Below are 23,977 nucleotides of genomic sequence, written 5' to 3'. Positions count from 1 at the left end.
CCAACCATTAATTACAAAAAGCCCTATCATAATTAGGGCTTTTTTATATGACCATTTAAAACAAAAAACTGAGCACATGGCTCAGTTTTTTTTTATTCTTTACTGCGTTTCAGCTTTAGCAAAGTCTAATCTAAAGGTACGCCAATACGTTTTGCTACTTCTTCATAGCCTTCAATAACGTCACCTAATGACTGACGGAAACGGTCTTTGTCCAGTTTCTTTTTTGTGGTTTTGTCCCAAATACGACAACCATCCGGCGAGAACTCGTCGCCTAGCACGATACGGTCATGAAATACGCCAAATTCTAGCTTGAAATCTACGAGCATTAAATCACCAGCATCAAAGAGCGCAGTCAATATCTCATTAACCTTATGGCTTAATACTTTCATTTCTTCCAGCTGCGCATCCGTTGCCCAGTCTAGCGCCACAGAGATAGACTCATTGACCATCGGATCACCAAGTGCATCGTCTTTATAAAATAATTCAAAGGTTGGTGGCGTTAATGCCGTGCCTTCTTCTAAACCAAGGCGGCGCACAATGCTACCTGCAGCAAAGTTACGCACCACACATTCAACAGGAATCATATCAAGGCGCTTAACCAGTACTTCATCGGCTGACAGCTGCTTTTCAAAATGCGTCTCAACGCCCGCTTCGCTCAGCTTTTGCATGATAAACGCATTAAAGCGATTATTAACCACGCCTTTACGCGCCAACTGTTCGATGCGTTTGCCATCAAGCGCAGAGGTATCATCACGGAAATGGAGAATTAAAAAATCATGGTCTTCAGTTTCATAGACAGATTTTGCTTTGCCTTTATATAGCAGTTGTTGTCTTTGCATCTTAGGTTCCTGTTCGTTCAAGCGGATATAGTGAAAACGCGCAGCTATCGCCAAAATTTAAATAACGTAATTTCTAAGTACGATAAAAACCTTAGCGATATAGGTGAAGATTAGTGCTTATTCAGAGGTGGCAGCAGTTACAGCACGCTCAGGCTTTGGCAATTGGTACTGCTTGCCTGCGTCATTTTGTAATGTCAGAGTATTTTCGCCCACCGAAGGCGTTGGGTATAATGGTACAAAAGCTGCCGTGTTTTGATTGGCTGGCAACTGTAGTGGGGCCATCTTTTTGCTGTCTTGATAGTCAAGACTGCCGTTATCACGTTTGCCAATAACGCCTTTTGCCGTCTGGCAGCCACTCAAAACCAAGGTGCTACCCAAAATTATGGTCAGCATGGCAGGGAGTATTTTTGTGGTGGTCAATGCGGTATTCATCATAATATCTCTACGTTATAGGCTGTCTAATCTAAAAACGATCTAAACTAACCTTTTAAAAATAGTGCTTATTAAACGGCATTCATTAAATACCGGTCATTAAAAGAATGTCTTTAAAAGACATTCTTTCAAAAAACGATTAGATAATTTTTGCTTGAGTTAATGCGTTATCAATCGTCGCATAATGCTCTTCTGCGAGCCAAACCAGGGGCAACCGTATACCAGTGTCTATCATGCCCATTTTATATAAGGCATATTTGGTTGGCATTGGGCTTGAGTCAATAAATAAGTCATGATGCAGATGTTTAATCACATCGTGCGCAGCATGAGCGGCATCGTAATCACCGCGCAGAGCAGCAGCAAAAGTTTCGCTCATCGCTTTTGGCGCGACATTGGCAGTCACCGAAATATTACCTTTAGCGCCAACTTTCATCAGCTCTAATGCAGTGGCATCATCACCGGATAATACTACCATTCTATCACCAACGGCTTTAATCAGTTGCTCACCGCGCTCTAATGAGCCAGTCGCATCTTTAATCGCAACGATATTGTCAATATCTGCCAAACGCTCAACCGTCTCTTGTGAGATATCGACCACGGTACGACCGGGTACATTATAAAGCATTTGCGGAATATCGACTGCTTCGGCAATGGCTTTGTAATGCTGATATAAGCCTTCTTGCGGCGGCTTGTTATAATAAGGAGCAACCAATAACGCGCAATCCGCACCAGCATCAGCAGCTTCTTGGGTCAGCTTAATGGCTTCCACAGTATTGTTAGCGCCAGTCCCTGCAATGACAGGAACGCGACCATTGACATGCTGCACAAAAAAGCGAATCACATCGCTGTGCTCTTGCATAGATAAAGTGGCAGACTCGCCTGTGGTACCGACAGCGACAAGGCAATGAGTGCCTTGTTCAATTTGCCAATCTATGAGGTCTGCAAGACGTTCATAATCGACTGTGCCGTCGGGATGCATGGGCGTTACCAAGGCTACCATCGAGCCTTGAAGTCGGGTTTTGATATCGTCGTACGCTGTGCTCATAACTGTGCCTTACTGTCGTATCCTAGCTTTTATAAAAGCTATTACATGATAGGTCGTGGGCAAGGATATAAAGAAGCCTTGCTCAATAGGGGGTATTTGCAGCTTTGCAAATGATAGTTAACACGTATGTGACGTTTAAATATCACGTTAAAACCGTTCAATAGTGTAGCATATTTTGATTTGCCAACCAGCTATCAATTATGCGCTTCTTACTGCCCGTTTTGCTGATATAAGGCAGTAAAACGGGCATTTTGAACTACGCTGGTTGTGGCATATCTTTGTGTTACTAAATTTATATTAGCTAACCAAGTTAAAAGTTAGTGTAGCGTAATTGCTAGTTATGAGTAAAAAATATTTTTTACGTGTTTTGAAGAGTTTGATTTTTTTCATCAAACACATTTATTCAATACGTAAGCCAATGATGGCAGGAATACCTTGGCGCATAACTTCAATGGTAACCACGCCTTTTTTGGGTAAGGATGCTATAGCGCTAGAAAAATCAGTGACTTTCGTAATTTTCTTTTGGTGCAAGTTAGTGATGATATCACCTGTCATCAGACCTGAGCGCGCTGCTAATCCGGTGGGATCAACGGCAGTGATTAACACCCCTACAGCCCCAGTTTTACCGTTGCTCGACATCTCAGCTTTTTCCTCAGGGGTCAAATTGCGCAAGCGCAGCCCTAAGCGTACCTCATTAGCCATCTGATTGGCGCTATCAGCAGGGACATCACTTGGCGCAGTGCTCAACGTACCGCTGAGCAATAATGGTTTGCCATCACGCTGGAGCTGCACGCGAAACGCGTCATTAGGACGGGCACGATTGATTAAATTGAGCAAATCTGATGCTTCGATAATCTTAACATCATTATATTGCAAAATAATATCACCGGACTTTAGGCCTGCTTTTTGTGCTGGAGAGTTGGGCGCAACACGCGTTAATAGTGCGCCTTGCGGACGCGATAACTTATAAACTTCAGCTAAATTGCGATCGATATCTTGCGGATAAATACCCATATAAGCGCGAGCAACGGAGCCGCTAGTTTTAAGCTGCTGATAGATATCCATTGCCGCATCAATTGGAATGGAGAACGATAAGCCCATATAGCCGCCCGTGCCACTAAAGATACGCGAGTTAATGCCTATTACTTCTCCACGCTGATTAAATAAGGGACCGCCTGAGTTACCCGGGTTTAGCGCCACATCAGTTTGAATAAAGGGTACGCTGGTCTCACGAGAAAAACTACGTGATTTGGCACTGACGATACCAGCAGATGCTGAATAATCAAAGCCAAATGGCGAGCCAATTGCCAATACGGGCTCCCCTACTTTTAAGAGATTAGAGTTGCCAATTGGTAAAGCAGGGAAATTATTGCCCTTCACTTTTAACACCGCCACATCTGAACGTTCATCGCTGCCTACTAAGGTCACATCCAGTTCGGTGCGGTCATTTAACGTCACAGTGATTTTATCTGCGCCTTCAACGACATGATGATTGGTCAGCATATACCCATCAGCGGTAACAAAAAATGCGGTGCCATAAGCGTGCTCAATTGCTGGGGTCGCAGCTTGTTCAGGAATACGCAATCGATCGCCAAAGAACTGTCGTAACAGCTCAGCCGTTTGTGCCTTAGCAAGCTCCGATTCACTAATGGTTTTGGTCACGTTTACTCGCGCAACGCCAGGGGTCACCTGCTGAACCAACTCTGAAAAGTCAGCGGTCGTCACTGCCGCATGAGCGCTTGGCATCATTGCCATAGTAAGCGGTGCACTCATTGCCGTTCCTATCATGACGGCTAAGGCGCTACGTTTTAACCAACGTTTTAATTGAAATTGTGGTGGAGTCGTCAAAAAGTTGCTGTGCATATTTTCACCCTTCTTTGGTATGAATAGCGGGAGATTAAGGTCAGTATATCCTGACTGCCTTACTCATTGTTATAGGATTTATAATGCGATTTATTATGCAAGATAATGGCGCCTATTGCTATGGTCAACGCAAGATGATGCACAGAACTATGTAGAAAGCTACACACAAAGCTAGGCAAGTCTGCACGGGCCGCCAGTGTAATCGGGAAAATAAAACATGATATGATGACGATAAGCAGCTCCAGTATACTGAGAAAGAGTGGAAAATACAGATTGATTGTCCGTCTGTTTCTTAGTATCAGGGTAGAGAGTCAATGGTGACTTATCAGCTAAATTGTGGTCATGAATAGATTAGCGTTGTGCTGCGATAGATAGGTGCAGTGTGTCACATTCAAAAAAAGGATTAATTTATGGATACCGCCCTATTGTTATCTGGCGTGGTTGGGATTGGCATTGCTGCCCAATGGTTGGCTTGGTACTTGAAGCAACCGTCCATTTTGTTTTTATTATTGATTGGTATTATTGTTGGCCCTGTTTTGGGTTATTTTGATCCCGACTTGGTATTGGGCGAGCTGTTGTTTCCCTTTATATCGTTGGGCGTGGCGATTATTTTATTTGAAGGGTCACTGACTTTAGAGTTTGATGAAATTAAACAGCACGGTAAGGTCGTCCAGCTTTTAGTGTCGGTAGGGGTGCTGATTACCATTGCTATTGTCGCGCTATCTACCTATTTATTATTCGATGTTGATCCAATTATTGCTTTGCTATTCGGGGCGCTGGTTTGTGTAACAGGTCCAACAGTGATTACGCCATTATTGCGTAGTGTGCGCCCAAATAAAACCATCTCCAATATTTTAAAATGGGAAGGTATTATCATTGACCCCATTGGTGCGATTGCCGTGGTATTGGTTTATGAATATATCATCTCAGGTGGCGAAGCAAGCAGTCTGTTGCTATTTGCTAAAATCGTGCTATTGGCAACAGCATTAGGTTTGGCGGGCGCGTGGCTATTGGCGTTTTTGATGCGTCGACATATGATTCCTGAATTTTTGCGCAATGTTTTTACCTTAGCCTTTGTGCTGCTGTTGTTTTCGATATCTAACCATTTAGAGCATGAATCCGGTCTATTAACCGTGACCGTACTTGGGGTGGCGCTTGCTAACTGGCCAAAGTTCCCACGCGAAACCATTTTAGAATTTAATGAATCGTTAACCATTTTATTGGTATCGGTGCTGTTTATTATTCTTGCCGCGCGCGTTGAGCTGACCAGCCTCATCAATGTCGGTGTTGCCGGGCTGGTGCTACTTGCCATCGTAATGTTTGTGGCACGTCCGCTGGTGGTTTGGATTGCTTCGATTGGCTCAAACCTAAAAACCAATGAAAAACTAATGATAAGCTGGATTGGTCCGCGTGGTATTGTTGCCGCTGCCATCTCCTCATTATTCGCTATTCGCTTGCAAGATTACGACTTGCAAGGCGTTGAGCTACTCGTACCTTTAGTGTTTATGGTCATTATTGGTACGGTAATGATTCAAGGTTTGGGCGCAAAAATGGTCGGCAATTGGCTTGGCGTACGTGAACCTGAGACCAATGGTATTTTAATTGTCGGCTCAAATCCTGTGGCGCTTTTGATTGCGACCTCATTAAAAGAGCAAGGCTTTGATGTGATTGTCGCGCACAGCAACTATACCAATATTGCCAGCGCGCGCATGAGCGGTTTGCGCACTTATTTCGGTAATCCGGTTTCTGACCATGCCGACCATCATCTTGATTTGATTGGTATCGGGCATTTATTTGCTTTGAGTATGGATAAGGAATTAAATACCTTGTCCGAGATTCATTATCGGCATGAGTTTGGCGAACAAAATCTCTACCGCTTAAAATTTAGTGATGAAAAAGTCAAAAGTGAGCGCAATGATAAACAAGCGAATTTTCATTCCAAATGGCTGTTTGGCAAAGACGTCACTTATACCAAGCTTGCCAGCATGCTATCCAAAAAAGCACGTATTAAAATTACCAATATCACAGACTCTTATAGCTTTGAGCAGTATAAGGCGGACAATAAGCAATTTGTACCACTGTACACCATTGATAAAGAAGGTAAATTGCACGTCATTACGGATAAATTCGATGGTACAGTGCCGCGTGACCGCAAACTTGTGGCTTTGGTCGTTGATGATGAGGTGCAGCCAAAACCTGTTGATGTGACCGCCAAGCAAGAACAAGCGCGCGCGGTGGCTGATGCTCATTTTAATGTCCATGCTAAAGCACCAGAAAAACGTAAAGAGATTGAGCTAGCAGAAGAACGTGCTAACGAACTAACTGGCGAACCTGTAACCGAAGAAGTTATAGAAGAGAGCACTCTTTTAATTAAGGAAAGCTCAGCCACTCCAATAAAAAATAATGCTAACGGCAATGCTAATAATAATGGCAAGACCAAGAGCAGTGGCAACGCAACAAAAACCAAAAAAGGCGGGTTAGACCGTAATCGTTTACCAGACTCAAATAATGGAACGGATAACAGCGCAGATAGTGTGACGGATAGCAATATAGATAACGATGACCAACCCACTCCTTAAGCATCAAGTTGTAGTGAATTAAACGTTAAAGAATAAAAACCCCCAGCGTTATCGTTGGGGGTTTTTATTGAGCCTTGATAACTCTTAAAACGTAATATTAGTTTAGCTCAAACTTTTCCTGTATCACTTGCCAAATACGCGCGCTCACTTCATCGGTGCTACCTGTCGCCTCAATACGGCAAATGCGCTCCGAATGATTGGTAGCAAGTAGCGCAAAGCCTTCATGGACGCGAGTAAAAAAGGCGCTGGCTTGCTGCTCAAAACGGTCGGCAGCACTGCGCTTACCTGCACGCGCCATGCCCTCATCTACAGGCAAATCAAGCCACAAAGTCAAATCCGGTAACTGCGGGATAAATTGCTCAATTAAAGAATCTATCTTTGCCAACATTACCGTATCACCATGCGCCCGTCCAAAGCCTTGATATGCCACAGTTGAATCGATAAAACGATCACATATCACCCACGTTCCACTCTGCAAGGCGGGCATAATCAGCTGTTGCACATGGTCGCAACGCGCGGCAAACATTAATAACAGCTCAGTATCGTCATTAATATCAGTCGCTGGGTCTAGCAATATCGTGCGTAGACGCTCAGCAAAGGGACTGCCGCCCGGCTCGCGGGTACGTACATAGTCAATACCGTTTGCTTGCAGACGCGCGCACAACGTATCAATGGCAGTGGTTTTACCAACGCCCTCTGTGCCCTCAAAGCTGATAAAGCGCCCTAATGGCAGCGCGTTTGCTATGGCGTTTGTGTCGGCTTTAGCATTTAAAGATAGTGACATGAGATTGCCTTATATAAATTATATGCGCAACTATCATTACTGACAGCTAAAACGGCTTACGTTCAAAACGACTTATTGCGCGAGTGCTTGAGCTTTTTTCTCACGCATGACGCTCAGATAGTCTTTGACCGCTTGATTGTGTCCTGCCAAGCTATTGGTAAATTTATGACCACCATTACCCGTTGCTACAAAATACAACACATCGCTGTCGGCAGGATGCAGCGTTGCTTCAATCGATGATGCTGATGGTAGAGCGATAGGTGTCGGCGGTAAACCGTCGATTTGATAGGTGTTATATGATGTTTTTTCGTCGATGTCTTTGCGGCGGATATTACCTTCATAGCCACTGCCCATACCATAGATGATGGTCGGGTCAGTCTGCATGCGCATACCTTTCTTCAAGCGATTATTAAACACTGCTGAGACCAAAGGACGCTCTTCTGGCACGCTGGTTTCTTTTTCAATAATAGACGCCATAATCAGCGCCTCATAAGGAGTTTTATACGGCAGATTGGGCGCGCGATTCTCCCATGCTTTGGTCAATGCTTTTTGTTGAAGCTTATATAAGTCGGTCAATATCTGCTTGTCCGTTGCCCCTTCACCATAATAATAAGTATCGGGTGCGAACCAGCCTTCAAGATTATGATTGACGATATAATCGCGGCTGTTGGTCACTGCGCTCGGCAGGATACCATTTAGCTCTAGCGTTTGGGCAATACTGGCATTGTCAGCGTCCTTAGTAAGTACTTCTTTTTTGATACCTTCAGCGTCGCGTAGGGTTTGGTACAAGTCCTTTGAGGTTTTGCCTTCTATGACTTGAACCTTAATCATTGCCACTTTTGCGCCTTGCTCGAGCACTTTTAGCACGCTGGCAAGCGATGGGTTTTCCGGTAATTGATAGACACCGGCATGCAATGGCGCATCAACTTGCGACTTAATATATATCTTTGCCAGACTGGTAGAGAATAACGGCACATTTTGCCACTGTGGCAGCAAGCCATAATAGGTATCGCCATGCTCTACCGTTATCATCTGTTGTGGTTGGTTAATACGTCCGAACAAGGTTTGATAAATCATTACCAAAACAAAAGCGGCAATCAACCCCAGCACTAGCAATATCTGATAGCTACGCTGCATAAAAAAAGACGAGTTATCCGCTTTGTAGCGGTGAGTACTGCTGGATTCATTGATAAGTGAGATGTCCGTTGCCGGTGCTTTATCTGCTTCTACCTTATGTGCACTATGTACAGTCTCGCTTGACACCGGCTCACTCGGTACAGGCTTACTGTTTACAGAATCGCTTGATAGAGGCTCAGCACCATCAGTCTGTATCGGCTCTGAGGCTGGCGGTACGGCTGAATGGTCACTTGGACTGCTATCATGATTGTCTGATGAATCAGTATGATGAGAAGGTTTTTCAGGGTTTGGGGTGCTCATGGCGACTCATAGGGCAGAAGTTTGCTAGAATTTAGCACTGAACCGTGTGCTTTTCAATATTATTTGATAAGACGTTAATAAAATGGCATTAATTTATGAATCTACATTTTAATAAAAAACTGGCAGAGAACTATCGCTCACCGTCACAAATCATTCGCGTGCTGAGTGAAGATTGGGTCAAAAATAATGGCTATTGTCCCAATTGCAATACACCGTCATTATCCGAATTTGCCAACAATCAACCTGTCGCTGATTTTTATTGCCCCAGTTGTGCTGAGCAATATGAGCTTAAAAGTAAAAAAGGCACACTGAGCCATATTATTAATGATGGCACGTATGACACCATGATGCAGCGTCTCAATAGTGACGATAACCCTAGCTTTTTCTTTTTAACGTATTCAAAAGAGCTGAGCGTCAATAACTTTTTAATCATTCCCAAACATTTTTTTAAGCAAGATATGATTGTTAAACGTAAGCCATTATCAATCACGGCAAAGCGCGCTGGCTGGGTTGGCTGCAATATTGATTTGCGCAAAGTACCTGAATCGGGCAAGGTGTTTTTGGTTAAAAATCAGGAAATTATCGCAAAAAATATTGTCAGCCAACAATTCCAGCAAACGATATTTCTACGCGCACAAACGCAGCGAGCGCGTGGTTGGACATTAGATGTTTGGCAGTGCATTGATAGACTTGATGAGCAGTTTACTTTACAACAAGTCTATCATTTTGTTGACGAGCTAAAAGGCAAATATCCTGATAATCATCACATTCAAGATAAAATCCGTCAGCAATTACAAGTGCTACGCGATAAAGGCATTATTGAGTTTTTAGCGCGTGGACATTATCGAAAAATAAAATAAATACTACGGCTTATATTAAGCGTTTTTCAGGATAGCCTTTAGGGCGCAACTTTCCTTTTTTATCCTTATAAGCCGGTGTCGTTAGCGTTTTTTGCTCATCCCAAAGCGGTAGATATTCGCAAGCGACCAAACGTTCATGATAACGATGAGGCGGATACTCTATTTCCAACTCGTCATTGACAGGAAAAAAGGGCTGTTCATCAATATCTAAATAGGTATAGCGTCTATTCTTGACATAATCTTGCCAGTACCAGAGCAGCTCAACGGGTGTGCGCACAGGTTTGGTGAAAGCTTGCCGTTTTATAGTAATGGCGCACATTATATATTCATAATGCGGTAAACGATGCACGCCTTGCTTGACCACATCACGCCGTAAATGCGCATATTCAAACATACCACCGTAGGCGATATATTTTTTGTAGTCTTGCAAATACATGACCCCAAATGCCTGTTTGGTATGCGGTAATAAATGAACAACTTTATTAGGTTTATGTTTCGCCTTATGGCAAATTTCATTGAAAATTAATAATCGACGAATGGGAAGTGGCAGTCGTTCTTCTTTATAACTCAAGCGATAAATTGAGCGCATCGATATCTCTCCTTTAAAACGTTCTCCTTTATAAAATAATCATTGATCGATTTTCCTGCTGACACAAGCCTGCGTAACAAAAGACGATCACTTCTTTTGAGTCGCCCCAATAATAAGGTGAGATAATATTGCCAATAAATAGTATTAAAGTTTGCGAGCGCATAGACATGAATAAAGCAGTAACCGTAAAAAGTATTTTTTATATAGAAATAACGGAAACTTTAAGCAGAGTGATTAAGGTTAATGCTAACGACGAGCAAAGCGCCCTATTAAATGTTCAAGCACTTTATCAAAATAAAGAAGTTGTTTTAGGTTCAGAAGATTATCAGAGTACGGAATTTGAAGTTGTTGAATAAAATGCTTATGCAAAATTGATTATTTCACCCGTCAGCAATCTTAGCGAACTCACTGGCATCACACCGCGCAGTGCATTACAAAAAAATAGTTGTGATAAATAAGGCAAATCCTCATCCATCAGCGGTCGTTCCATAATCGGTGTCGCAGACGTTGCAAATCCATCTAAGATAACCGCGCGCATCACGCCATGAACACCGGAACAGTCAAGCGGCGGCGTAAACCATTGGGTAGTGTCGGATTGTTCTGCTGTATCGGAAGTTTGTTTTTGAGAATTGAGACGATAAAACACATTGCTCATCGTGCCCTCAATCCAGCGCCCAGTCATATCACACACCAAGCCTTCACCAAATTTTTTATCAAGATTCGGTGCTGTCTGATTAATACCCTGTAGCTCGCCACTTGCCAGCACATTGTCTAAACGGTTTAAGCTTTTTAGTCCAGCAAGTGGTGCAGGTAGGCAAGCAAGTTGTGCAGTTAGACACACCGCAGATATGGCAGGCTGCAAGGGCACTATTAGACCATCGGGCAGCTGCCAATGTTCGGGTGTGGTGATAGTCATTGCAGTTATTTTTAGCCATATCTCGCAGGCACTACCAGATACACAGGGTAAAAATCCATAGCCGCGTATCGCTTGCGCAGCCCGAGTGATAATAAGTTTTAGCATACCTTGCTCCAACGTTTGAGCATGGGTTTGCAATTTTAATAATAAAGCATGGCTATCAAGGTTAAACTGTAAGGCTATTGCATGAGAATCGATACGCTGACGATGATAATCTTGCCATAATATTACGCCATCTATCACGCCCATCGTAGTAAAAAACCCATCGCCATATGCCAGCCCACGATTATCAAGACTGACATTATTTGCACATTGCGACTCTCGGGATTGCAAGCATATCCAGCCGTCAGAATTATTTATCATTAATTAGCGGTTACCAATTATTTTGAATAGCTTATGACTGAGGAGTGATCATCTACGAATTGTGACATTTATTTACTTTTTGCGTCTGGCTCGACGACTGCAGCTTCCGCCTCTGACTTATTGAGCACGAGCATACAGCTATAAAACTCGCATTTTGCCAGTTCTATTTTTTGACCACCAATCGTTTTGTTTTTGATAATTTGACCGTTCAACATGTCTGCAAGTACTTTACCGCCATCGTCACCCATCAGTTGCCGTGCCAATTTATATGCTTTTTTGGCGTGAGCACGGCTCAGCTCTTTTTCTTTTTCAGTGTCAGTTGGATTGGCGAAATACCAGCCTACTTCCAGATATTTGGTAGAGTCGATAAGGTCTAAGTAAGGCGCATCGGTATCCATGAAACGGTATTTAGTTGCAGGATTACTGGCATAGTCTAGACTATTCTCATCTGTACTCATAACCTTACCAAAAGTAGCTTTTATCTTATCAAAATCTTGAATAGTCAGCGTCTCAACACTGTCTTTGCTCCATGTCGATAAGTCATAATTGACTGGTGTACCTTGTCCAACTGTAGCCCCATCTAAATCAGCATCAGCAGCAGAGCGAGAGGCCAATGGCTCTTTTTCAGTACTTTGCTCGGTACTGTCTGCTGCCACATCGCCGACGGACTGATTTGCGCTATCACACGCGCTTAAGGATACGCCCGCTATCATGGTGATACCGATCACAACATTCTGTAGGATGTTATTCCGCATGGATCATTTACTCACAGTATTATAGGAATCCCTAAATAATATTAGCAAACGTATATCGCTGCCAATAAGGATAGGTATAAAAGGGTTTTTAGGGATTGCACAGCTTTATTGCTCAATTTTAATACTTGGTTTTATTAATTGATAATTAGCACTGGCAATGGTTAAATCAAGATATTTTATAGTGTACCCAACTGCTCAGCCATTGACTAGCCTTTACGTTACGCGTAACAATCGCAGGCGATACAAATTTGTTAAGAACCTTGTTCAGCGCTTATTTGATATACTGTTTAGGGAAGCTATAAAGATTTTGCTAGTGATTTTTTATTAAAAAACACTTACTCCATTATCAATATTCAGCAAGCAGCACCGTCAGTATTTTTATAGTGCTATCATTCATTTACAATGAGTAAATCACGCATGATGAGCGAAACAACTATGACCCAAGCTATGCAGCACTTTATCGTTATTGGCAATCCGATTGCCCACAGTAAATCCCCTGAGATTCATGAGGTATTCGCTAACCAAACAGGCTGTGCTATCCGTTATGGGCGTCAATATTGCCCCGATGATGCTGCAAGCTTTACTGCGGTGGTTGAGGCATTTTTTCAAGGCGGCGGTGTGGGTGCAAATGTTACCGTGCCCTTTAAGCAGCTGGCTTACGATCTGTGTTTGGCGCAGGGCGGTGTGTCTGAACATGCGCGTATTGCCGGTGCCGTCAATACGTTGTTATTAAATCAGGATATGCTGAACAATGGCGCAGCGGTCAACGAGGCGCTGTATGGTGATAATACCGATGGACAAGGCTTGGTCAATCATATCAAAAGCTTAGGCTGGCAGCTTCAAGGCGCACGCGTAGCGCTTATTGGTGCAGGTGGTGCAGCGCGCGGGACGATACTGCCTTTGATTCAAGCCGGTATTGAGACACTAACCATTGCCAATCGTACCATGAGTAAAGCCGCAGACTTGGTAGCGGAGCTAAGCGTAGCAAGCCCAAGTATTGATGCGCATAAAATAACCAGCTGCACGACAACAGAGTTATCAGGACATTTTGATGTGATTATTAATGCCACCTCTATCGGGCTGAGTGGCGATACGCTGCCTTTATCTGCCCACTTAAGCTGTAATCAGGCATACGATATGATGTACGGGCGCGAGTTGCCATTTTTACAGCATTTTACCGATCGTGGCGCGCAAATCTCTGACGGTTATGGAATGCTGATTGGGCAAGCCGCACTTAGTTTTGAGCGTTGGACAGGTCATACCATTGATGTCACGCAGGCAACGACGATACTGAAAAACCAATCCACCTAACCCATGTTTTTATTATCATCAAATTGGTTGAGTAACCAATGTTCAAATCGGCGCAGTGGTGTTCTCAGGGCAGTTGAATGCATTGCCAACCCACCACTTAATCCCATCAGACAACCAAGCGCGGTATCAAACAGCCGCGCCTGAATAATCTCAGCATACATCTCAGGCACAAGCGGCAGACCACTGCCATATTCGGCAATAAATATCGTCAATGGTGTGATAAATATCACCGCAAGCCCATAATGGCGATCAATCAACGACTCAATACTCAAAATCATAACCAATAATGCCGTTGCCACGCCCCACGCCGACAATCCCCACGATAGCATCCAACTTGCCAGCCCAATACCAACCATCGTTCCAAGCAAACGGTGCAACTGCTTGATCCATATCGTACGCAGATGAATTCCTTGGATAATAATAAAACAGCTCACCGCTGCCCAATAAGGATTGGACATCTCAAGAGTCATGGCCAGTAACAAAGTTAAGCTCACAAAAGCCGTCACAATCAGACTTTCGCTAATGGTATCTGGCTCATAAGCATAGCTTGGCGCTGGCAATACAGGGCGCGTAAGAACTAAAAACAGCGAATAAAATAGCGCCATAATAACCGCAAAGCTACTGCCCAGCAGTACCATACCTGTTGCTGGCAAAACTTGTGCTAAGGGCAATGGAATAAAAAGCGCAATCGCCATCGCCATCATAATAAACAACCCTGACGGTGGCGGCTGCCGATAATAACGCCCCAATAACACCACAACAAAGGATACTACGGTAAAAACAGGCAATCTTAAAATAGGTACTTGCTGAGCAATCAGTCCAAGCGCAAAACATAGCGACATAGCAAAGCTCCATGCCAGCATGGTCACTATTCGATACGGCAGTTTGCCTACTAATGGTAAATTCAATATCACCATCGCGCCCAATGATGCCTTTATACCTGACGGCAAATCTCCAAAGTAGACTCCCACAAATACCGGTGCACTGATGGCAATCGCCGCCATAAAGGGCACATGCCACGGTCTACGACTTTTATTAACCGTGAGCAGATGTGTGACCTCTCCATCAATTAGGCGTTTAAGGGCGGTCAAAGTCTGCGAGGTACTCATGTACAAAAATCCTAATAGATGATACTTGATTTTAGTCTATCTAATACTGATTTATAATTTAAAGTAATACACATTTATAAAAGGTATGAATATTAGTTAACTATAGTAGTTTTGTATAACTAGAAAATCTATACTAACAAGAACTCTGTAAGGCATATACAGAGTAAGCAAATCTTAAGACCTATTATAAAAGGCATTATCACAACGTTATTATGTTTACAGAGAAATATATCATTTTTAATACGACCGTTTATTACTTTTAGCTAACCGTCTTAGGCATTTAACTGAATCCATTAAAATAAATACACTTATGTGGATTCGCTTAGCACCTATTGACCACTGCCACCAATTAAAGAGAATCATTATGTTAACTTACAAAGCTCCACTACGTGACATTAAGTTTTTAATTAACGACGTATTTGACTTTCAAAAGCATTATAAAGACTTGGACAATGGTGCTAATGCCGACCCTGAAACCATCGATATGATTTTGCAAGGCATGGCAGATTTTGCTCAAGATGTGTTGTTGCCTATTTATCAAACCGGCGACGAAGAAGGCTGTCATTTTGAAAATGGTGTAGTAACTACTCCAAAAGGTTATAAAGAAGCGTACAAGCAGTTTGTGGAAGGCGGCTGGCATGGTATTTCTTATCCTGAGGAGTACGGTGGCATGAATTTGCCCATGTCAATCAACCTGATTAAAGCGGAAATCATCGGTACGGCAAACTGGCCGTGGGCGATGTATCCAGGATTATCAACCGGTTGTATCAATACCTTGATGCAATACGGCACGGATGAGCAAAAAGAGACCTATTTGCATAAATTGGTAGAAGGCGCATGGGCAGGCACTATGTGTTTGACCGAGCCACAGTGCGGTACAGATTTGGGTCAAGTCAAGACCAAAGCCATTCCGCAAGGTGACGGTAGTTATAAACTGTCTGGAACGAAGATTTTTATCTCAAGTGGCGAACATGATTTAACTGAAAATATTATACACATCGTGTTGGCACGCCTACCGGATGCACCAGAAGGCACACGTGGCATTTCATTATTTATTGTGCCTAAATTTTTACCAAATGCTGAAGGTGAAATTGGCGAACGTAATGGTGTAGCTTGTGGTTCTATTGAACATAAAATGGGTATCCACTCTTCAGCAACGTGCGTATTGAACTTTGATAATGCCACAGCTTATTTGATTGGTGAGCCAAATAAAGGTCTAAAGGCGATGTTTACCTTTATGAATACCGCTCGTATCGGTACCGGTATCGAAGGGCTGGCGCATACCGAACTGTCCTTCCAAAACGCCCTTCCTTATGCCAAAGATCGACGCTCGATGCGTGCCTTATCAGGAGTGAAAGATCCTGATAAAGTAGCCGATGCTATTATTCATCATGCCGATGTGCGCCGTATGCTGCTGATTCAAAAAGCCTTTGCCGAAGGTGGTCGCTCGATGATTTATCATGCTGCGCGTTATGCCGATAAGATGACCCAAGGCATTGTAAATAACGATGAGGCTGAGTTTGAAAAATGGGATGATAAGCTTGGTTTCTATACCCCTATTCTTAAAGGCTTCTTGACAGAACTTGGTATTGAGGCAGCAAAGCATGGTCAGCAAATCTATGGCGGACACGGCTATATTAAAGAATGGGGCATGGAGTTGATCGCCCGTGATGCACGTATTGCTACCTTGTACGAAGGTACGACTGGTATTCAGGCGTTAGATTTACTCGGTCGTAAAGTTATCTTACAGTCAAGAGGGAAGATTATCCGTGACTATACTTCGACCATCATGAGATGGTGTGGTGAGTACGCACTCGATAAAGACATGCGCAAATTCGTGTGGGCATTGACCAAAATATGCGCCGAATGGAACACCTTAACCGTGCGTTTAATGCTAATGGCGCGCAAAGACCGCGAGATTATCTCCTCAGCGTCTGATGACTTTTTGATGTATTCAGGCTATGCGATGATGGGCTATCACTGGGCGCGTATGGCAGCGGTGGCGTATGACAAGTTAGAGAATGGCGGTACAGAATCTCCAGAGTTTTATCAAGCCAAAATTCAAACCGCAGAATTTTACTTCGATAAAGTGTTGCCACGTACCTCAGGTCACGCCGAAAGTATGGTCGCGCCGAGCGAAAGCATGACCTCGATGAAAATTGAGAGCTTTGCGTTTTTAGATTAAAAATAAATTAGTTTTAATAAGTCATAAAAAAGCGCTCAGTTAAAATGAGCGCTTTTTTTATGACTAATTTTTCGGTAACAAATAAGCTTGGTAAATAATTAGTCTTATAACAATAAATTGACTACTGAACAGCTAATAAATTTTAACTACACTTAACGTTATTATTATTTTAAATAATAGGGAGTTATCATGTCACTATTATATGCTACTTCTTTCTTCCCCGTTATCGCTATTATTAGCCTAACTGCTATAACTGGTGTACAAGCGGCTACTAACAACACGCCTGCATTAAAAGCTCATCCAACCATTAAATCAACAATAGACACGCCCATCCGTTTCGCTAAAGGTCAAATCAGTACCAAGGTTACGGGTAAATTAAGCCCCAAACAAAATGAACATTGGTATCAATTTAGCGCTGCAAAAGGTCAATACGCCATCATTAATATTACGCCACTAACCGGTACTACTGAGACCGCAAATGTTGGCGTCTTATATATGCCGGATGGCACCCAAGACGGAACTAAAGGCGGTATTATTTATCGAGGTTGTTTGCCAGCATCGGGTAAATATCGACTACGTATGGCACGCAACTTAATGGCAACTGACGGTAAAACAGCAGGCTATACGACCGAGATAATCATTTTGCCTAAATACGCCAGTCAGTCTCTGTGTGAATAAAATACTGATAAAGCGACGATAAGGTGTCGATACAAAAAGTGTTACAATTTATATCAATTAACTACCGAGTATTTTCTTCTGATATATAGAGCTAAGCTCTTCTACTTCGACACAGATTTGCAATTGAGCACGTCCTGATTGCGCGTCTGCTAATTTGTCTTCTATCGTTTGCACCAATAATTGCGCAAGACTATCGCGAATAGTAGCGTCACGTCCTGGCATCAATTTTAAATGCGCATAAATAAAGCCATGCATTTGCTCATCATCCTCAACACCTACCAAAAAAGTATTTACTGGCAATATACGCGCCTTAATATCAGTAGCTTGTTTAAAATGTCCCGTATCCCAAAGCGCTTTGTTTAACGTTTTTAGCAGTGATTCGGCATGAGGAATAGAAACGTTAGGCGTTGCTTGAATGGTTAAATGTGGCATAAAATTTATCCTTAGAATGGAAGCTATGAGAGTTATTAAGATTACATGATTATCAGTTTAATTATTTATTCTCACTATAAGTTACTATAAATTGCTATAGGTTGCTGTGAATCGATACTTTTCAACTATCTGCAATATCTGCAAAATCGGCATTTAAAGTGGTTGCCAACTGCGCGGGTGGCAATTCAATCTCAAGCCCACGACGACCCGCGCTCACATAGATAGTCGCGTTATGCGCTGCCGAACTATCAATGACAGTCGATAAGCGCTTTTTTTGCCCTAATGGACTAACGCCACCTAACACATAACCGGTACTACGCTCGACTTGTTTGGGGTCTGCCATCTGTACCTTTTTGCAGCCCAGCGCCTTTGCCATTTTTTTAAAATTTAACGTGGTTGTCACCGGGACAATAGCAACCGCTAGCGCGCCTGCCTCCGTTGCTACCACCAAGGTTTTAAATACTTGCTCACCTGCCACCGCTAATTTCTCAGCTGCTTCCAACCCATACGAAGCCGCACCTTCGTCATGCGTATACTCATGAAGCTGATAGGTAAGTTTACGTTGTTTGGCAAGATTAATAGCAGGCGTCATAATGGCTCACAATGAAGAAAAAGAGATGGATAATAACTCACAACGATGGTAATAAAATTTAGGCACAAGTAATTTGATTATCTTACGCAAAAAATTTGCGCAGTGAAACGTTTGGCTACGTAAGTAACTATAATATTCCGCTCAGATACGGAGGCGATATATCGCTTTATGCACTTTTATGGCATCATAAGGGTATTATATTTCACAAAATTTGACTTCTTATTATGATACCGACGTTTCTAAAAAAGCGGATGTCTAAAGCCTCGACGCTATCTTCTGATACCGCTCTCAATAATAATACGCAAGCCGCTGATAGCCAAAAAATTGCACCGGCAACCTATACCAAAGCGCCAATCAATCAGCTGTATCGTAAGCTATCAGGGCAAGTCCTTGATGTGGCGGTTAAGCCAAAATTATTGGGCGAGCTGCCAGAGATTGCGACGGACGATGACACGCTGACTTTTTATGTGTTGCAAGATTATTCACGCTCCAACAGTATCTTGATTGATTTGCAAACGCAAGAGTGTCAATTGCCACCTGCATTGGTCGGGGTAACTGACCCTACTTATCAACTCGATGAAAATGCCGCGATAATATTTTTGCATCATCCAAAGGCAAAGGAGAATCAGCTGTCACCGCGCTTATCACGTTTGGTTGCCGCGACGTTGCAATATCCGGCGCTTAAGATTCGCTTAGTACCCGTATCGATTCTATGGGGACGCGCGCCTGAAAAGGAAGATTCTTTATTCCGTCTACTGATGACCGATGGCTGGGAAGACCCCACCATTACCAAGCAGTTATTTAATATTGGGGTGATGGGACGCGATACCTTTGTGCAGTTTCATGCACCGCAAGATTTGCGTCACCTGATTTATGAGAGTTTAGATTCAGACGACCCTTTATTTCAGACCACAACAGTTACGGATAATCCGCTTAACTCTGATGCTAGTAACAGTATTATTAATGATATTAGTACCGATACTAATATCGATAAAGAAATACTGGGTCATACGTTGGTGCCATCCGCCGATGCCAATCGAGAACTGGTACGCACGTTGCAACATCAATTAAATGTGTATCTGGATAAGCAGCGCGCCAGTATGCTTGGTCCTGATTTATCGGACAGACGCAACTTGGTAGACAAGCTGATTTACTCGCCCGCCATCAAACATGCGATAGAAAAAGAAGCCACGTCGACCGGCAAGACTGTACGTGAAGCACGCAGTGTCGCAAAAGGCTATGCCAATGAGATGGTCAATGACTACTCCTACCCCATTATCCGTATCTTCGATCGATTCTTAACGTGGTTATGGACACAGCTTTATGATGGCGTTGATGTCCATCATTTTGAGCGCGTGCGCGAGCTGGCAATGGATCATGAGATTATTTATGTCCCTTGTCATCGCAGCCATGTCGATTATTTATTATTGTCCTACGTGATTTATAAACGTGGTTTGAGTATTCCTTATATTGCCGCTGGTGATAATTTAGATGTGCCAGTATTGGGACCCTTTTTACGCGGCGCAGTAGCGTTCTTTATTCGTCGTAGCTTCCGTGGTAATGCCCTGTATACTGCCGTTTTACGTGAATATTTGCATACCCTTATCACTCGAAAAACACCGATTGAATACTTTATTGAAGGGGGACGCTCGCGCTCAGGGCGCTTGCTACCACCGAAAATGGGCATGCTGGCAATGACGGTGCACAGCCAATTGCGCCAGACTGTTAAGCCTGTGGTGTTTATTCCCACCTATATCGGTTACGAGCGCATCATGGAGGGCGGCACGTATATCGGTGAGCTAAAGGGAAAACCTAAAGAATCTGAGTCGCTTATGGGACTGCTCAAAGTCAGTCGTAAGATTGAGCGGATTTTTGGTAATGTGCATTTAAGCTTTGGTACGCCGCTGCATTTAACCGACTTTATGACCAAATTTGATGTGCCCGCAGACAGCTTACCGGATGACCGCACCGACACCCCACTGGATGCCAAAGCCAGCGCCATGGTCGATAATATCGGCATCAAAATTATGCAAAATATCAATAAGGCGGCGGTGGTCAATCCAGTATCGCTGTTATCTTTGGTATTGTTGTCCGCACCAAAAGCGGCGCTTGATGAGCAAATTTGCCGCGAACAAATCGCCCTTTATCAGAATATTGCTCGCCAAATCCCTTATGCGGACGATACGGTGATTACCGATATGAGTCCGCAGGATATTATTAATTATGGTATTAAGCTAAAGCTGATTGAGCGCACGCCGCATATTTTGGGTGATATTATCCAAGTTGCTGGCAAGCAAGCGGCGCTGCTCAGCTATTTCCGTAATAATATTTTGCATGTGTTTATTTTATTGTCTTTCTTAGCGGCACTCGTGGCACGCAACGGTCGTATCGAGCGCAGTCGTTTAGATGGTATCGTCTCACAAATGTATCCTTTTTTACAAAGTGAGCTATTTTTACACTATCCTTCTCATAACTTGACCGAAACGCTTGAGCAAAAAATAACCAATATGCAGGCGCATGGGCTGATTGTTGATCTTGGCGATGGCATCTTGAGTGTCCCTGATGCTAATAGTCGCTGTTATCAGCAGCTTGAAGTATTGGCAACGCCAGTTGGACAAAGCCTTGAGCGTTATTTTATGACTTTAGCGCTCCTTGCCCAGCAAGGCTCCGGCAATCTAACGGCTGGTGAAGTGGTTGACTTGTGCCATTTGCTCGGTCAGCGTTTATCGGTATTGTACGCCGACGATATTCCAGATTTCTTTGATCGGGCGCTGTTCTTAAGCTTTGTTAATGCGCTGATACGCTTGGATTATATCCAAACCGATGCAGAAACAGGTATGTTAACCTTTGATAAACGTATTGACGATATTGCCCATCATGCCAAATATGTGCTTAGCCCCGATATGATGCAAATATTGCAACAAGTTGCAAGCTTGGATGAGGAAGCGATTGCACACGCCATGACTGAAATTAAAAATAAGAAACAGCGTAAATTTGGGCGTAAACGTTAATTAAAATAGTTATTAATTAGTATGAGTCTGCTTAATAAGACAGTAACACCTAGCACCATAAAAAAGACCGCTAATCAATTAGCGGTCTTTTTTTATATTTTTATAGATGACTAACACTATAAGACTGAATTACTTAATCTTATAGTGCTTCAATTAGGTGGTAATCTTTTTATACTTCATACGCTTAGGATTGGCATCATCGCCCATCGTCTTTTTGCGATAGGTTTCAAACTCAGAATAGTTACCATCAAACCATACTGGACCTTCATCTTCAAATGCCAAGATATGGGTAGCAATACGGTCAAGGAACCAGCGATCATGCGACACGACCATAACAGTACCTGGGAAGACTTGAATCGCATCTTCTAATGCACGTAAGGTTTCGATATCCAAATCGTTTGATGGTTCATCAAGGAGCAATACGTTCGCGCCTTGCTTCAGCGTTTTGGCTAATTGTAAGCGGTTACGCTCACCACCAGACAATTGACCGACGTGCTTTTGTTGGTCTGAGCCTTTGAAGTTAAAGCGACCGATATACGCACGGCTTGGGGTTGTATAGTCGCCAACGGTAATGATATCAAGACCGTCAGAAATCTCTTCCCAAACGGTTTTGCTGTCGTCTAAGTTATCACGAACCTGACCAACATACGCCACGCTGACACTTTCGCCCAATTCAACGGTACCGGTATCTGGCGTATCACGTTCGGTAATCATGTTAAATAATGTGGTTTTACCCGCACCATTGGGACCAATAATACCGACAATAGCACCAGCTGGAACGTTAAAGCTCAGGTTTTCATACAATAAACGGTCGCCAAAGGACTTGGAGATATTATTGATTTCAATGACTTTATTACCCAAACGCGGACCAGGCGGAATATAAATCTCAGAGGTCTCATTACGTTTTTGGAATTCTTGTGAGTTCAATTCTTCAAAACGCTGGACACGAGATTTAGACTTGGCTTGTTGACCTTTTTTGTTGGTACGAATCCAATCCAGCTCTTTTTTCAGCGCTTTAGCAAATGATTCTTCTTGCTTATTCTGCTGCTCTAGGCGGGTGTTCTTTTGCTCGAGCCACTCAGTATAGTTGCCTTCATACGGATAGCCATGACCACGGTCCAGCTCCAAAATCCACTGGGCAACATTATCTAAGAAATAACGGTCATGGGTAATTGCAACGATTGTACCGCTATAATTCTGCAAGAACTGCTCTAACCATGCTACGGACTCAGCGTCCAAATGGTTGGTCGGTTCGTCAAGTAATAGCATATCAGGGCGCGACAATAGCAAACGGCATAATGCTACTCGGCGTTTTTCACCACCGGATAATTTGCTAACATCAGCATCCCATGGTGGCAGACGTAAAGCATCAGCGGCTTTTTCTAGCTGATTGTTTAAGTTATGTGCATCCCAAGTTTGGATGATGTCTTCCATCTTACCCTGCTCTTCAGCAAGCTTATCAAAGTCAGCATCTGGCTCAGCATATTCGGCATAAATCGCATCGAGACGAGCGAGCGCATCTAAGGCTTCACGCATACCATCTTCAACGTTGCCGCGCACGTCTTTGCTGTCATCAAGCTGCGGTTCCTGTGGTAAGTAACCAACTTTAGTACCGGTTTGCGCACGCGCCTCCCCACTAAATTCAGTATCCACGCCTGCCATAATGCGGAGCAAGGTTGATTTACCTGAACCATTGATACCTAAGACACCGATTTTTGCGCCAGGGAAAAAGGATAAATTAATATTTTTTAGAATCTCACGCTTAGGCGGAACAAGTTTTGACACGTTGTTCATCGTGTAGATATATTGAGCCATTAACACTCCGATAGACTGCATAAAAAAGGTCGAGACAGAACTGAGCGTGACTGCTAAGCTGCCGCACCTTAAAATCAGGGTTACAAATTGTCTGCCATTATCGCATTGTCAGGCAACCCCTGCAAGCTGACAGCGCGCTTTCCCGCTCGTTTTGCGCCTTTTGTATATAAACTGTCGTATAGGCATTTTTGCAGAATCACTTTTGCAGAGGAGTTGAGTGCTCGTATAAACATGGCACGCAAATAAGGCTGCGTTAACATTTTGGCTATCTACTCTTACCATCCGTCACTAGTAGCATTCGAGATAAATTGGCATACTGATTCACAGGCTTAGGCAGCCGTCTGTTTATATAATTATTCCCTGTTTAAATAACCGTTTATCT

General features: G+C 43.2%; 21 protein-coding genes. 7 read left to right on the top strand and 14 right to left on the bottom strand.

Annotation, left to right across the window (positions count from 1 at the left end):
* Positions 1–125 precede the first annotated feature (125 nt).
* From purC to H2245_RS03585, 4 genes are all read right to left on the bottom strand, one after another.
* The gene (purC, locus tag H2245_RS03600) at positions 126–839 is read right to left on the bottom strand and encodes a phosphoribosylaminoimidazolesuccinocarboxamide synthase (RefSeq protein ID WP_182405977.1); all 714 of its coding nucleotides are present in this window, start codon (positions 837–839) and stop codon (positions 126–128) included.
* Between the two features lie 117 nt (positions 840–956).
* Positions 957–1,274, bottom strand: a complete 318-nt coding sequence (locus tag H2245_RS03595) for a hypothetical protein (RefSeq protein WP_259365066.1) — start codon at positions 1,272–1,274, stop codon at positions 957–959.
* 136 nt (positions 1,275–1,410) lie between these two features.
* The gene (gene dapA / locus H2245_RS03590) at positions 1,411–2,316 is read right to left on the bottom strand and encodes a 4-hydroxy-tetrahydrodipicolinate synthase (protein WP_182405975.1); all 906 of its coding nucleotides are present in this window, start codon (positions 2,314–2,316) and stop codon (positions 1,411–1,413) included.
* Between the two features lie 399 nt (positions 2,317–2,715).
* Positions 2,716–4,179 (bottom strand): Do family serine endopeptidase, encoded by a 1,464-nt coding sequence (locus H2245_RS03585; protein ID WP_182405973.1) that lies wholly within the window; start codon positions 4,177–4,179, stop codon positions 2,716–2,718.
* A 410-nt stretch (positions 4,180–4,589) separates the two neighbouring features.
* Here H2245_RS03585 and H2245_RS03580 point away from each other — a divergent pair, with 410 nt between their 5' ends.
* Positions 4,590–6,758: a sodium:proton antiporter gene (locus tag H2245_RS03580; RefSeq protein ID WP_182405971.1), complete on the top strand. Its 2,169-nt coding sequence runs from the start codon at positions 4,590–4,592 to the stop codon at positions 6,756–6,758.
* Positions 6,759–6,855: 97 nt separating this feature from the next.
* Here the strand turns inward: H2245_RS03580 and tmk are convergent, their stop codons facing one another.
* Both tmk and mltG read right to left on the bottom strand, forming a co-directional pair.
* Positions 6,856–7,542 carry a dTMP kinase gene (gene tmk / locus H2245_RS03575; RefSeq protein ID WP_182405969.1) on the bottom strand — a complete coding sequence of 229 codons (687 nt, stop codon included), beginning with the start codon at positions 7,540–7,542 and terminating at the stop codon, positions 6,856–6,858.
* Positions 7,543–7,614: 72 nt separating this feature from the next.
* A complete protein-coding gene (mltG, locus tag H2245_RS03570) occupies positions 7,615–8,979 on the bottom strand; it encodes an endolytic transglycosylase MltG (RefSeq protein WP_220464370.1) in 1,365 nt (454 codons plus the stop codon).
* Positions 8,980–9,074: 95 nt separating this feature from the next.
* Here mltG and H2245_RS03565 point away from each other — a divergent pair, with 95 nt between their 5' ends.
* A complete protein-coding gene (locus H2245_RS03565; RefSeq protein WP_182405967.1) occupies positions 9,075–9,839 on the top strand; it encodes a DpnI domain-containing protein in 765 nt (254 codons plus the stop codon).
* A 10-nt stretch (positions 9,840–9,849) separates the two neighbouring features.
* Here the strand turns inward: H2245_RS03565 and H2245_RS03560 are convergent, their stop codons facing one another.
* Entirely contained in the window at positions 9,850–10,428 is a 579-nt protein-coding gene (locus tag H2245_RS03560; RefSeq protein ID WP_182405965.1) for a hypothetical protein, read from the bottom strand.
* A gap of 167 nt (positions 10,429–10,595) precedes the next feature.
* Here H2245_RS03560 and H2245_RS03555 point away from each other — a divergent pair, with 167 nt between their 5' ends.
* Positions 10,596–10,784 carry a DpnD/PcfM family protein gene (locus tag H2245_RS03555; protein ID WP_182405963.1) on the top strand — a complete coding sequence of 63 codons (189 nt, stop codon included), beginning with the start codon at positions 10,596–10,598 and terminating at the stop codon, positions 10,782–10,784.
* A 5-nt stretch (positions 10,785–10,789) separates the two neighbouring features.
* On the opposite strand, the gene H2245_RS03550 is transcribed toward H2245_RS03555, so the two are convergent.
* Positions 10,790–11,707: an aminotransferase class IV gene (locus H2245_RS03550; RefSeq protein ID WP_220464369.1), complete on the bottom strand. Its 918-nt coding sequence runs from the start codon at positions 11,705–11,707 to the stop codon at positions 10,790–10,792.
* Between the two features lie 68 nt (positions 11,708–11,775).
* On the bottom strand, positions 11,776–12,462 hold the full coding sequence (locus H2245_RS03545) for a hypothetical protein (protein ID WP_182405961.1): 687 nt from the start codon (positions 12,460–12,462) through the stop codon (positions 11,776–11,778).
* Between the two features lie 435 nt (positions 12,463–12,897).
* Between H2245_RS03545 and aroE the strand changes: the two genes are divergently transcribed.
* Positions 12,898–13,773, top strand: coding sequence for a shikimate dehydrogenase (gene aroE / locus H2245_RS03540; RefSeq protein WP_259365065.1), 876 nt, complete (start codon positions 12,898–12,900; stop codon positions 13,771–13,773).
* Here aroE and H2245_RS03535 read toward each other — a convergent pair.
* Positions 13,770–14,882, bottom strand: coding sequence for an FUSC family protein (locus H2245_RS03535; protein ID WP_182405959.1), 1,113 nt, complete (start codon positions 14,880–14,882; stop codon positions 13,770–13,772). The two genes, aroE and H2245_RS03535, sit on opposite strands and share 4 nt — an antisense overlap.
* Positions 14,883–15,246: 364 nt before the next feature.
* Between H2245_RS03535 and H2245_RS03530 the strand changes: the two genes are divergently transcribed.
* A complete protein-coding gene (locus H2245_RS03530; RefSeq protein WP_182405957.1) occupies positions 15,247–17,067 on the top strand; it encodes an acyl-CoA dehydrogenase C-terminal domain-containing protein in 1,821 nt (606 codons plus the stop codon).
* A 189-nt stretch (positions 17,068–17,256) separates the two neighbouring features.
* On the top strand, positions 17,257–17,745 hold the full coding sequence (locus tag H2245_RS03525) for a hypothetical protein (RefSeq protein WP_182405955.1): 489 nt from the start codon (positions 17,257–17,259) through the stop codon (positions 17,743–17,745).
* 57 nt (positions 17,746–17,802) lie between these two features.
* On the opposite strand, the gene H2245_RS03520 is transcribed toward H2245_RS03525, so the two are convergent.
* Together H2245_RS03520 and ybaK are read right to left on the bottom strand one after the other, a co-directional pair.
* The gene (locus H2245_RS03520; protein ID WP_182405953.1) at positions 17,803–18,177 is read right to left on the bottom strand and encodes a 5-carboxymethyl-2-hydroxymuconate Delta-isomerase; all 375 of its coding nucleotides are present in this window, start codon (positions 18,175–18,177) and stop codon (positions 17,803–17,805) included.
* A gap of 121 nt (positions 18,178–18,298) precedes the next feature.
* Positions 18,299–18,769, bottom strand: a complete 471-nt coding sequence (gene ybaK / locus H2245_RS03515) for a Cys-tRNA(Pro) deacylase (RefSeq protein ID WP_182405951.1) — start codon at positions 18,767–18,769, stop codon at positions 18,299–18,301.
* A 251-nt stretch (positions 18,770–19,020) separates the two neighbouring features.
* On the opposite strand from ybaK, the gene plsB reads away from it, so the two are divergent.
* Positions 19,021–21,780: a glycerol-3-phosphate 1-O-acyltransferase PlsB gene (gene plsB / locus H2245_RS03510; RefSeq protein ID WP_404944653.1), complete on the top strand. Its 2,760-nt coding sequence runs from the start codon at positions 19,021–19,023 to the stop codon at positions 21,778–21,780.
* 153 nt (positions 21,781–21,933) lie between these two features.
* On the opposite strand, the gene ettA is transcribed toward plsB, so the two are convergent.
* Positions 21,934–23,595, bottom strand: a complete 1,662-nt coding sequence (ettA, locus tag H2245_RS03505; RefSeq protein ID WP_182405946.1) for an energy-dependent translational throttle protein EttA — start codon at positions 23,593–23,595, stop codon at positions 21,934–21,936.
* Positions 23,596–23,675: 80 nt separating this feature from the next.
* A complete protein-coding gene (locus tag H2245_RS03500) occupies positions 23,676–23,855 on the bottom strand; it encodes a hypothetical protein (protein WP_182405944.1) in 180 nt (59 codons plus the stop codon).
* Between the last annotated feature and the right edge of the window lie 122 nt (positions 23,856–23,977).

This window comes from Psychrobacter sp. GP33 (assembly GCF_014119005.1).
Classification (GTDB): Bacteria; Pseudomonadota; Gammaproteobacteria; order Pseudomonadales; family Moraxellaceae; genus Psychrobacter.
The sequence above is the reverse complement of the archived record's forward strand: the minus strand, read 5'-3'. Positions and strand labels throughout refer to the sequence as shown.

Coding starts and splice junctions, on each gene's coding strand:
- aroE (WP_259365065.1), top strand. CDS start 12,898: ATGACCCAAGCTATGCAGCACTTTATCGTTATTGGCAATCCGATTGCC.
- H2245_RS03500 (WP_182405944.1), bottom strand. CDS start 23,855: ATGTTAACGCAGCCTTATTTGCGTGCCATGTTTATACGAGCACTCAAC.
- H2245_RS03595 (WP_259365066.1), bottom strand. CDS start 1,274: ATGATGAATACCGCATTGACCACCACAAAAATACTCCCTGCCATGCTG.
- H2245_RS03560 (WP_182405965.1), bottom strand. CDS start 10,428: ATGCGCTCAATTTATCGCTTGAGTTATAAAGAAGAACGACTGCCACTT.
- tmk (WP_182405969.1), bottom strand. CDS start 7,542: ATGTCACTATCTTTAAATGCTAAAGCCGACACAAACGCCATAGCAAAC.
- plsB (WP_404944653.1), top strand. CDS start 19,021: ATGTCTAAAGCCTCGACGCTATCTTCTGATACCGCTCTCAATAATAAT.
- ybaK (WP_182405951.1), bottom strand. CDS start 18,769: ATGACGCCTGCTATTAATCTTGCCAAACAACGTAAACTTACCTATCAG.
- H2245_RS03580 (WP_182405971.1), top strand. CDS start 4,590: ATGGATACCGCCCTATTGTTATCTGGCGTGGTTGGGATTGGCATTGCT.
- H2245_RS03585 (WP_182405973.1), bottom strand. CDS start 4,179: ATGCACAGCAACTTTTTGACGACTCCACCACAATTTCAATTAAAACGT.
- mltG (WP_220464370.1), bottom strand. CDS start 8,979: ATGAGCACCCCAAACCCTGAAAAACCTTCTCATCATACTGATTCATCA.
- dapA (WP_182405975.1), bottom strand. CDS start 2,316: ATGAGCACAGCGTACGACGATATCAAAACCCGACTTCAAGGCTCGATG.
- H2245_RS03520 (WP_182405953.1), bottom strand. CDS start 18,177: ATGCCACATTTAACCATTCAAGCAACGCCTAACGTTTCTATTCCTCAT.
- H2245_RS03555 (WP_182405963.1), top strand. CDS start 10,596: ATGAATAAAGCAGTAACCGTAAAAAGTATTTTTTATATAGAAATAACG.
- H2245_RS03565 (WP_182405967.1), top strand. CDS start 9,075: ATGAATCTACATTTTAATAAAAAACTGGCAGAGAACTATCGCTCACCG.
- H2245_RS03545 (WP_182405961.1), bottom strand. CDS start 12,462: ATGCGGAATAACATCCTACAGAATGTTGTGATCGGTATCACCATGATA.
- H2245_RS03550 (WP_220464369.1), bottom strand. CDS start 11,707: ATGATAAATAATTCTGACGGCTGGATATGCTTGCAATCCCGAGAGTCG.
- ettA (WP_182405946.1), bottom strand. CDS start 23,595: ATGGCTCAATATATCTACACGATGAACAACGTGTCAAAACTTGTTCCG.
- purC (WP_182405977.1), bottom strand. CDS start 839: ATGCAAAGACAACAACTGCTATATAAAGGCAAAGCAAAATCTGTCTAT.
- H2245_RS03525 (WP_182405955.1), top strand. CDS start 17,257: ATGTCACTATTATATGCTACTTCTTTCTTCCCCGTTATCGCTATTATT.
- H2245_RS03535 (WP_182405959.1), bottom strand. CDS start 14,882: ATGAGTACCTCGCAGACTTTGACCGCCCTTAAACGCCTAATTGATGGA.
- H2245_RS03530 (WP_182405957.1), top strand. CDS start 15,247: ATGTTAACTTACAAAGCTCCACTACGTGACATTAAGTTTTTAATTAAC.